This is a genomic window from Candidatus Thiothrix putei (genome assembly GCA_029972225.1).
GTDB lineage: Bacteria > Pseudomonadota > Gammaproteobacteria > Thiotrichales > Thiotrichaceae > Thiothrix > Thiothrix putei.
On sequence record CP124756.1, the window covers coordinates 3,666,235 to 3,676,853 of the forward strand.

Annotated in this window: 6 protein-coding genes; 5 read left to right on the forward strand and 1 reads right to left on the reverse strand. The window is 49.1% G+C overall.

Features of this window, described 5'->3' with window-relative positions:
- The first annotated feature begins 53 nt into the window (after positions 1 to 53).
- From QJT81_18875 to QJT81_18885, 3 genes are read left to right on the forward strand one after another with little or no spacing between them, the layout of a single operon-like run.
- On the forward strand, positions 54 to 1,325 hold the full coding sequence (locus tag QJT81_18875) for a multifunctional CCA addition/repair protein (GenBank protein ID WGZ93826.1): 1,272 nt from the start codon (positions 54 to 56) through the stop codon (positions 1,323 to 1,325).
- Entirely contained in the window at positions 1,322 to 1,675 is a 354-nt protein-coding gene (gene hspQ / locus QJT81_18880; GenBank protein ID WGZ93827.1) for a heat shock protein HspQ, read from the forward strand. The genes QJT81_18875 and hspQ overlap by 4 nt, the downstream gene beginning before the upstream one ends.
- Positions 1,675 to 2,370: a sulfite exporter TauE/SafE family protein gene (locus QJT81_18885; protein ID WGZ93828.1), complete on the forward strand. Its 696-nt coding sequence runs from the start codon at positions 1,675 to 1,677 to the stop codon at positions 2,368 to 2,370. Before hspQ ends, QJT81_18885 begins: the two co-directional genes overlap by 1 nt.
- A 4-nt stretch (positions 2,371 to 2,374) precedes the next feature.
- On the opposite strand, the gene QJT81_18890 is transcribed toward QJT81_18885, so the two are convergent.
- Positions 2,375 to 2,914 carry a protein disulfide oxidoreductase gene (locus tag QJT81_18890; GenBank protein WGZ93829.1) on the reverse strand — a complete coding sequence of 180 codons (540 nt, stop codon included), beginning with the start codon at positions 2,912 to 2,914 and terminating at the stop codon, positions 2,375 to 2,377.
- 113 nt (positions 2,915 to 3,027) lie between these two features.
- On the opposite strand from QJT81_18890, the gene QJT81_18895 reads away from it, so the two are divergent.
- Both QJT81_18895 and QJT81_18900 read left to right on the forward strand, forming a co-directional pair.
- On the forward strand, positions 3,028 to 9,786 hold the full coding sequence (locus QJT81_18895) for an Ig-like domain-containing protein (protein ID WGZ93830.1): 6,759 nt from the start codon (positions 3,028 to 3,030) through the stop codon (positions 9,784 to 9,786).
- A 162-nt stretch (positions 9,787 to 9,948) separates the two neighbouring features.
- Positions 9,949 to 10,581: a cadherin gene (locus QJT81_18900; GenBank protein WGZ93831.1), complete on the forward strand. Its 633-nt coding sequence runs from the start codon at positions 9,949 to 9,951 to the stop codon at positions 10,579 to 10,581.
- Positions 10,582 to 10,619: the final 38 nt, after the last annotated feature.

Genomic DNA, 10,619 nt, shown 5'->3' on the forward strand with positions numbered 1-10,619 from the left:
TAATATTCTGTAAAAAATATACGTTCAGCCACTCAGATCAGCATAATTCACGCATGAAAAACATCAAAACCTATCTTGTCGGTGGTGCAATACGCGACCAGTTATTGGGATTACCCATCAAGGATCGCGATTGGGTTGTCACAGGCGCAACCCCTGCTGATTTATTGCAACAAGGATTCAAACCCGTTGGCAGTGATTTCCCAGTCTTTTTGCACCCACAAACGGGTGAGGAATACGCCTTAGCACGTACTGAACGCAAGACCGCTCAAGGCTACCACGGCTTTCAATTTCACACAGCGGCTGATGTCACATTGGAACAAGATCTTGCCCGACGTGACCTCACCATCAATGCAATGGCACAAGACACGGATGGTACACTCATTGACCCTTACGGTGGACAAGCGGCTGTACAACAACGCCTATTGCGGCATGTCTCCGCAGCGTTTGCGGAAGACCCTGTGCGGATTTTGCGGGTAGCCCGCTTTGCTGCCCGCTTTGCTCCACTAGGCTTTCAAATCGCAGCAGAAACCCAACAATTAATGAGCGACATGGTTGCCGCAGGCGAAGTCAATGCCCTCGTACCTGAACGGGTATGGCAAGAAACGGTGCGGGCGTTAGCAGAACCCGCCCCGGAACGCTTTTTTGAGGTGCTGCGCGACTGTGGTGCCTTGCAAGTGCTTTTCCCCGAACTGGATCGCCTCTTCGGTGTGCCTCAGCCTGCTAAGTATCACCCGGAAATTGATTGCGGCATCCACACTCTCATGGTATTACAACAAGCCGTGAAACTGAGTAGCGCCCCCGAAGTACGGTTTGCCGCGCTCACCCACGACCTTGGCAAAGGCTTAACGCCTGAAGCTATATTACCCAGCCACCACGGGCATGAACTTATCAGCCGCCAATTAACGACACAGTTATGCGAACGCCTAAAAATTCCCAACCGTTTTCGTGAATTAGCGGAACACGTTGCCGAGCAACACGGTCGAATTCATAAAGCACTGGAATTGCAACCTAAAACCGTATTGAAAGTACTAGAAAGCACCGACGCTTTCCGCAAACCTGAACGTTTTGAGCAACTGTTAATAGCGTGTGAAGCGGATGCAAGAGGACGTACTGGCTTTGAAAGTCGACCTTACCCACAGGCGGAGCACTTTCGCCAAGCCTTGACCGCTTGCCAGCAAGTAGCCGTACAAGCGGTGATTCAAGACGGCTTTCAAGGGGCGAACATCAAGGAGGAATTGCACCGCCGTCGTATTGAGGCGATAAAGCAAATTCAAAGGAATCTTGATATTCACTCGCAGGAGTCGCATATTGAGAATAGAGCATGATTATGAAAAGCATTGAGGATATTGTCATGATGGAAGAAAAAATTGCTTCGTTCGGCATTGGTCAGGTGATCCATCATCGCCTGTTTAACTATCGTGGCGTTATTTTCGACGTTGACCCTGATTTCAAGGGTACTGAAGAATGGTTTCAGAAAAATGTGGAAGCCGGTAGCCCCACCAAAGAAGAACCTTGGTATCACGTACTGATTGACCAGGATGGGCGGGTTGCCTACGTTGCCGAGCGCAACCTGGAAGCAGCCGATCCTTCCGACCCGGTAGAACACCCACTGTTGGAAAACTTCTTTACCGGCTTTGTCGGTGATCATTATCAGGCAAGGCAGACACTGAACTGATGGAGTGGAGTTGGTTAGCCCATTCCAGTTACTTGGCGGCTTTTCTGGTCGGATTGTTGGGCGGTGTCCATTGCCTCGGCATGTGTGGCGGCATTGTCAGCGCGTTGACGTTTAGTTTACCCGCCGCCCAACGCAATCACCCAGCTACCTTATTCCCCATCTTGTTGGCGTATAACGCGGGACGTATCGGCGGGTATACGCTCGCTGGGGCATTGGCAGGCGGAATAGGCGCGGCATTCCTGTCATTGGGCGGGTTGGACAGTTTGCGGCATGGTTTGCAAGTGTTCGCCGCATTATTTACCATCGCGCTGGGGCTGTATTTGGCAGGTATCTGGGCAGGTGTGGCGCAAGTGGAAAACGCGGGGCGCACCTTGTGGCAGCACATTGAACCGTTGGGGCGGCGTTTCATGCCGGTGAATTCCCCTGCGAAAGCGTTACCGCTGGGGTTTGTGTGGGGCTGGTTGCCGTGTGGTTTGGTATACAGCGTGCTGATTTGGACGTTATCGGCGGGCAGCGTGACTAACGGGGCATTACTCATGTTGGCGTTTGGGCTAGGCACATTGCCCAATCTCTTATTGATGGGCGCAGCGGCGGCAAAACTGGCAACGTTTACTCGCAACCAAACCGTCAAACGGGCAGCGGGTTTGCTGGTGATGGGGCTAGGGATATACCTGCTGTGGCAAGCCATCTCGTAGAGATTTAAACCAACCAGTCCGCCATCCACAAACGCAAGCGCAAACCCCAGCCGGAGGTTAGCCCAACTTCGCGGAAACGGATCACGCCCTCTTCATCCAGCACGTAACTGGTAGGCACGCCTTTGATGCCGTATTGCCCCGACAATGAGCCATCTTCATCCACAATCGTGACCCATTCGGCAATGTTTTTACGCTCCATGTAGCGCTGCACTTCCTCTTCACCGCCCGACTGGAACGCCACCGTGATTACTTTCCAATCTTTAGCAACGCTACTGATGCTACCCTGTTCCAATTCGCACATCGGACACCAACTCGCCCAGAAATGTAGCAGCACCGGCTGACCACGGTAATCGTCAAGGTGAATAACTGCACCACTTAGTGCAGTGCGTTCAAAATCAGGTGCTTCGCCCTCCAGCATCCCATGTTGTTGCCAAGCGCGTACCCCGAAAATGATGGCGAGGATAATCAGGGCTTCTAGCGACCAGCGTAGCCAACGGCGTTTTTTGGGTGGCTGGTCATCATGATTCGATGTGTGTGTGCTCATCGTTGTCCGTTCGTGTTTATTGAATGCGGCGATTGTAGCATACCGTCATAAAACCGCCGCCCACCACATTCCTTCCCGCTAATCTGCTTTTCATTGCCGCCAAGATTAATTTTATGGATTATGCACCAGTAACATTGCGCAGTTACCAAACCCGTAATGCGCAAACACTCATTTCGACTCTATATAAATTAATAACAAATACGCTACCGGGGGACTTCCTGATGCTAGGTTCTACTACTCAATCGCACACAACATTCGTCGCACAGCCGCTGTCGGCTTTAACCCGCTGCATACGCTTAGCGTTAGGGCTTACTGTGAGTGGTGCGGTTTTGCTTTCACCTGCTTTTGCTGAGGGCACGAAGCAATGGGCACCATCTTCCAGCCACTTTGCTGCATTGGGAGCAATGGAAACGGGTTCAGCAAATGCTAATACTTACCCTTTTGCAGGTTACAACCAACCGGCAGAACGGCGCTTACACATTCACATTGCTGACCCTGCGAATGAAATCGTCTACATCGGCTTGGGGAATATGACAGGAAATGCAGGCGATACGAAATCAGCGAGTTATTATTGGCGCATCAAAGCCCCCGATGGCTCTGTGGTTCATGGCGCACATGTCGCTGGAGGCGCTGCATCTAACCTTGATACTCATGCCAAAGCGGTAGCTGGACCTGACACCTTAAATCCAGCAGGTTATGTCACTTCTGGTAACTGGACATTTGACCCCGCATTGGCAGGAAAGGGCGCTGGAGATTATTACATTGAATTCGATATTGATAATAATGCCGCCACGGTGGGGACATTTCCCGACCAATATGCTGGTTTGAATTACGGCAATGTTAGCAGTCTTAATATTAATTGGTTTGATATTACCGTCGCCACTAAAGGGGCATCGCCTCAAGCAATTGATGGGCGTGTATGGTCACAATCGTGGGGGGTGCGCACCAACGACCCCGCCGTTTTCCCTAGTGCGCCGTTTGGCACACCCTTTAACGGGAGCATGTATGCTTATGATTCCAATAGTTTTGTAACAAAAGTGGATTTCTTGAATTCAGGATTGCGACCATTACAGGGTCAGTTTTCATTCAACGAGACGGGTACTGGCAGTACAGGTAACAAAGCTCAAGATCGTAAGTCCGTGGTTGATGCGAATAGGGGCAATCCCCAACACAAAGTCTTCCTGAATCCACCTGATTCCACTATTTACCCACTAGGGGCGGAAGGAAGTTTGCAAAATCTGCCGCTTGTTATTGATAACATTAACAGTACTGACATTAAAGTGGAGGTGAACCAGTCAGGGCGGGTGGAAATTCTCCTGGATATTAATAAAGATGGGGTATTCACCAACGGTGTAGACCGTCGGCTGTTTGCTGATGTTATTGCCGGTGTGAACACTGTGGCGTGGGATGGTAAAAATGGCGCGGGAGTAAAAGTAGCTAAATCCGCCTTTCCGATTGATGTCATGATTGCCTATACCCAAGGGGAAACGCATTTTACGGCTTATGATGTGGAAGGACTGGACAATGGTTTCCAAGTTTTTACGCAAACCGACGGTGGTACTACGGGACCCAATTTGCTGTTCTGGGATGATTCAGCTATTCCTGATAACAGTAATGTGTCTCCAGAGGTTAAGGTGAATACGGATGCGGGCAATCCCATTCGTCAGCGCTGGACGAATATTGACTATGGTGACTTGAATACCATTAATACCTGGTGGTTTGCGTACCGTGATTACCGCAGCAGCGTTTTGGTAGTGAATAATATTCCGCCTGTTGCCGACAATGATAGCGCTACCACAGCAGAAGACACGGCACTCAACGGCACAACAATATTAGCCAATGATACTGATGCCGACGGCGACACCCTGACGGTGAATACCACGCCAGTAACACCGCCTACGAATGGCACATTGGTATTGCGGGCAGACGGTACTTACACCTATACCCCGAATGCAAATTACCACGGCACTGATAGCTTTGTGTATGAGATCAGTGATGGTAATGGTGGCACAACAACTGCTACCGTGACCATCACCATTACACCTGTCAATGACCCACCTGTTGCAGTACCGGATACTGCCGCCACCGATGAAGATACCCCGTTGAGTGGCAGCACAGTGTTAAGCAATGACACGGATGTGGATGGCGATACGCTGACAGCTCTTACTACACCCACCACGCAGCCTGCCCACGGCATGGTAGTGATCAATAGTGATGGCACGTATCTTTATACCCCCAACCCTAATTTCCACGGCACAGACAGTTTTGCTTACACGGTTTCAGACGGGAACGGTGGTACCGATACCACGACTGTGACGATCACCGTCAACCCGGTTAATGACCCGCCTGTCGCACAGGATGACACCGCTAGTACATTGGAAGATACTGCTCTCAACGGCATCACCGTGTTAGCCAATGACACTGACGTGGATGGTGATACGCTGAGTGTCAACACCACGCCGATAACACCACCTAGTCACGGCACGCTGACGTTGGCTAGTGATGGCACTTACACCTACACGCCTGCTCAGAATTATCACGGTACGGATAGCTTCGTTTATGAAATTTTAGACGGTAAGGGCGGCAAAGATACTGCCACCGTGACGATTACCATTACACCTGTCAATGACGCACCGGTGGCAGTGGATGATAGTGCCACCTTGGATGAAGACACTGTTCTCAACGGCACTACGGTATTGGTGAACGACACGGATATAGATGGCGACACGCTGACAGTTAACACCACGCCGGTGACACTACCCGCGCATGGCGTTTTAGAATTGCGGGCAGATGGCACCTACACTTACACACCTAACCCAGACTATTTCGGCACGGATAGCTTTGTGTATGAAGTCGTCGATGGCAAGGGTGGCAAAAATACCGCCACTGTCACCCTGGCCATTCTGCCAGTGAACGACCCCCCAACGATTACCTCGACCAATAACGTCACTTTTGCAGAAAATGGCAACGGTACGGTGCTGAATATTCAATCCACCGATGACCACAATGCAGAAAACAATGGGCTGACCTATAGCTTATCACCACTGTACGATGGCAGTTTATTTACGCTTGATCCCGTCACAGGGGCGCTTACTTTCAACGCGCCACCTGACTATGAAACCCCACTTGACGCTAACAAAGACAATGCCTACATCCTGATGGCTAAGGTCTGTGACAGTGAGGGCTTATGTACCGAACAAGTCATTGTGGTAGTGGTCACTAACGTACTGGAAACCAGCCCACCGAAAATTATTAGCATGGTTGCTAAAATACCAGAGAATCAGACATTTGTAACAACCGTAGGTGCAACTGACCCTGACAAAGATGATAATTTGACATTTTCCATTGTAGGTGGTGCGGATGAATATTTGTTCACGATTGATCCGGTGACAGGTGAGTTACGTTTCAAGAGCGCCCCTGACTTTGAAAATCCGCTCGATGCGGGTCGCAACAATGAATACGATGTCATTGTACAGGTACACGATAATACCGAGCCTGATCATGTCGATACTCAAGCCTTGCGGGTAATTGTAACAAACGTTAACGAAGCGCCGGTATTCACGTTAGGTGGTGGTACACCACAGACGTTGAACCAACCTGAAAATACGCAAGCCGTTACAACAGTAACAGCCACCGATGTTGATGCAGATGATGTATTAACCTACAGCATCAGTGGTGGTAGTGACGCTGCCCTGTTCAGTATTGACCCTGAGACAGGCGCACTCGCCTTTCTTATACCCCCGGATTTTGAGAATCCTGCTGACAGTGATCAAGGCAATACCTATCAAGTAGAGGTCAAGGTCACTGACTCCAACAACCTCATGGATACTCAATTGTTCACCATTGTGATCACCGATGCGAATGATGCGCCAATCATTACCTCTGACGGAGGTGAGGATATTGCCAGACTGAGTGTCGCTGAGAATGCAACCGCAGTCACAACCGTTACCAGTGCCGATCAGGATGGTGACACCCTGAATTATACGATTAGTGGCGGTGACGATGCAGGGCTATTCACACTTGATCCAGTGACGGGTGAACTAACGTTCACACTTGCCCCTGACTTTGAAAACCCACTGGATACCAATGGTGATAATGTTTATGACATTATTGTCACCGTGAGTGATGGGCGGGGCGGCATTGATACCCAACAACTCGCCATTAGCGTGACAGATACCAATGAATCACCAAGGATCACCTCTAATGGGGGCAGCCCCAGTGGGGCGTTAATCATCGAGGAAAATAATACCGAGGTAACAACGGTTATCGCGACAGATCCTGACACAGGCGACGTACTGACTTACAGTATTAGTGGGGGTGCAGATGCAGAGTTATTCACTTTAGACCCAGTGAGTGGTGCATTGGTATTTAAAATTGCGCCAGACTTTGAGAATCCAGAGGATACTGATACAGATAATCGCTATGAGGTGGAACTTACCGCGACAGATAGTCACGGTAACACCGACACACAAACCTTGATCATTAATATCACCGACAGCAATGATGCACCATTGATTACTTCTGATGGTGGTGAGGCAGTTGCTAATTTGTCAGTGGATGAAAACACCACGGCTGTCACCACTGTGACCAGTACCGATCAAGATGGTAATACCCTCTCTTACAACATTAGTGGTGGAGCGGATGCTACTTTGTTCAGTATTGATCCGAATACCGGTGTACTCACGTTTATTGCATCCCCCGACTTTGAAAACCCCAGCGATGCTGATCAGAACAATGTGTACGAGGTTGTTGTAACCATTGCAGATGAACATGGCAGTACAGATGTGCAAACCCTGCTGATTACCGTGACAGATGCCAATGATGCCCCCGTCATCACCTCTAATGGCGGTAACGACAACGCCGTATTGGACGTGGACGAAAACACTACCGCAGTTACCACTGTGACCAGCACCGATCAGGACGGTGATATCCCCTCTTACAGCATTAGTGGCGGCGTGGATGCTGGTTTATTCAAGATAGACCCCGTAACCGGAGAACTCAGTTTCAAAACAGCACCTGATTTTGAAAATCCGCAAGACAGCGATAATGACAATCACTATGAAGTTATGGTCAACGTAGATGACGGTAACGGTGGTAGTGATGTGCAAACACTACTGATCACCGTTCACAACGTCAATGATCCACCAACCATTATTTCCAATGGCGGTAGCGATGTCGCTAGTGTAATAGCTGATGAAAATCAAGTCAGTGTGACCAAGGTGCAAGCACTGGATGATGATGGTGACACGCTCACCTACAGCATTAGCGGTGGTGCGGATGCTGCTCTATTCGCGGTGAATAACACAACAGGTAGCTTAGTATTTGTAACTACACCAAACTTTGAGAACTCCGCCGACAGTGACGGCGATGGCGTTTATCAAGTAGAGATCAAAGTGGTTGATGGCAAAGGTGGCGAAGACCGTCAACTCATTAATGTCACCGTGGCTGATGTCAATGAAGCTCCCATCTTTACCAGTCATAGCGGCGATGTTTCAGCCAGCCTGAGTGTTGCTGAAAAGCAAATCCAAGTGACGACCATGACGGCAGAAGATCCTGATCAAGGGGATGCGCTCAGCTACACCATTACGGGAGGCCCAGATTTTGCGCTATTTGCGCTTGACGCTGACACTGGCGTGCTGACCTTCAAAACAGCACCGGATTATGAAAACCCAACCGATGCTGACAAAAACAATCAGTACGTAGTAGAAATCACGGTCAGGGATAATAAAGGGCGTTTTGATGTACAAACCCTGATTATCACCGTACAGGATGTTAATGATGCCCCACAAATCACCTCCCAAGGTGGCTCACTTGATGCTGAGCTGAGTGTGGAAGAAAATACTCTAGTGATTACCACCGTCATGGCAATTGATCCAGATGGTGATACCCTAACTTACACCATTATCGGAGGTGATGATGCTGCTCTATTCAGCATTGAACCAACAACCGGTGTGCTCACCTTCAATACGGCACCAGACTTTGAAAGCCCCGCAGACAGTGATAAGGACAATCGCTATAACGTGATCGTGGCAGCTAGCGACCCTAGTGGCAAACAAGCCAGTCAAACGTTGCTAATTACGGTAACGAATGACAAGCAGATTACATTGAATGTACGTGCTTTCTTACAAGGTGCTTACGTAACAAGCACTGGCATGATGACTGACAATCTGCGTCTTCAAGGCATAGTGCCAATGACACAACCTTATGCTCCTGACCCAATGCGCCACAGCGGCATCGAAACCTTAAATCCAGCCATTGCAGCCATCGAAGGCAATGACGCGGTAGTGGACTGGATGCTGGTTGATTTACGCAATGCAGCTCAACCAACCAGCATTATCAAAACCCAAGCCGTAATGTTACAACGTGATGGTGATTTGATTGACCCGCAAAGTGGCAGTAACAATCTGATATTCAAAGATATATTGGCAGGCGATTACTTCGTCAGTGTGCGTCATCGTAACCACCTAGGTGTCATGACTTCCAGTGCAATACGTTTGAGTGATGCTGCCACCTTAGTTGATTTCACCACCACTGCAACGGCAACTTACGGCAATCATGCACGCTTGGAAACTGCACAAGTTTCATTGTTATGGGCAGGTGATGCCAATCAAAGCCAGCAACTTATTGCAAACGGTCCTTTTAATGACACCAATTTAGTACTAGGAACAGTGCTCAGTGATACCAACAATGACCAAGCCAATAGCAACTACCGACTTTATGGGTATTTGTCAACCGACTTGAATCTGGATGGCATTACACTGTTCTCAGGTCCCGGCAATGACATTAACACGTTGTTGGGAAATGTATTATTACATCCCGATAATGGTGCATTTGCCGCTAACTACATTGTAAACGGCTCACTTCCCAAATAGTCCTGAGCGCTGACAACGCTTAACGTTGAGAATTAATGGCTTGAATCTCGCGACTCAAGCCATTTTTTAACTTGCCACTTATCAGTAAAAAATTAACTTGCATCTAAAAACATTTATCATTGTTATACCATAACAATGGGCTAACCCAACAGGAGACAATGAATGAAAACGAACAAATCCTTACGTCATGCATTTGCACTGAGCGGCGCACTGGCTATCGCTTTGACAACTGGCAGCCTGATGGCAGCCGACACCGCAAAAGTAGCGAAAACCCCGAAAGCAGAAGCCGCAGCGACTGACATCCTCACTTACAAACTGGCACTGGCGGAAGATGGGAAAACCTACCAAGTGATTATGAAACCCTCTGTTACTCCAAAACCTGACATCAGTTTGACTGGGCAAGTCACCATCAAAGCCCCGCATGACAGTGGCTTTGCAGTAACCGGTCTGACCAGTGCTGTAGAAGGCGCTAACTGGGTTGAAGCATCCCGCGTGGACGCGCCTAAAGAAGACGCAAAAAGCGATTACATTTCCTTCTCTTTCGTAGGCTTACAAGGCGCAAGCGCCCGTAATTACAACTGGGAAGCAGGCAAAGAACAAGTCATCTTTAGCTTCCAGAATGAAGGCGGCTGTATCGACGGCGTTTCCCTGATGGCGAAAGACGATGCCTTTAATGCAGCGCCAAACTCTGCCAACACCAACCCCGGCAACCAGTTCACCAATTTAGGTTGGGGGGCTGTCAGCGACAACCATTACGCTGGCAATGAAGGCGAGGCGATTAGCTGTAAAAAATAATACGGCGGTTGTTTTACGCAATACTCGGTTAAGCATTA

What these genes read in the sequence shown, in the direction of transcription:
- QJT81_18885 (WGZ93828.1), top strand. Translation starts at nt 1,675, where the DNA reads ATGGAGTGGAGTTGGTTAGCCCATTCCAGTTACTTGGCGGCTTTTCTG.
- QJT81_18895 (WGZ93830.1), top strand. Translation starts at nt 3,028, where the DNA reads ATGGATTATGCACCAGTAACATTGCGCAGTTACCAAACCCGTAATGCG.
- QJT81_18900 (WGZ93831.1), top strand. Translation starts at nt 9,949, where the DNA reads ATGAAAACGAACAAATCCTTACGTCATGCATTTGCACTGAGCGGCGCA.
- QJT81_18875 (WGZ93826.1), top strand. Translation starts at nt 54, where the DNA reads ATGAAAAACATCAAAACCTATCTTGTCGGTGGTGCAATACGCGACCAG.
- QJT81_18890 (WGZ93829.1), bottom strand. Translation starts at nt 2,914, where the DNA reads ATGAGCACACACACATCGAATCATGATGACCAGCCACCCAAAAAACGC.
- hspQ (WGZ93827.1), top strand. Translation starts at nt 1,322, where the DNA reads ATGATTATGAAAAGCATTGAGGATATTGTCATGATGGAAGAAAAAATT.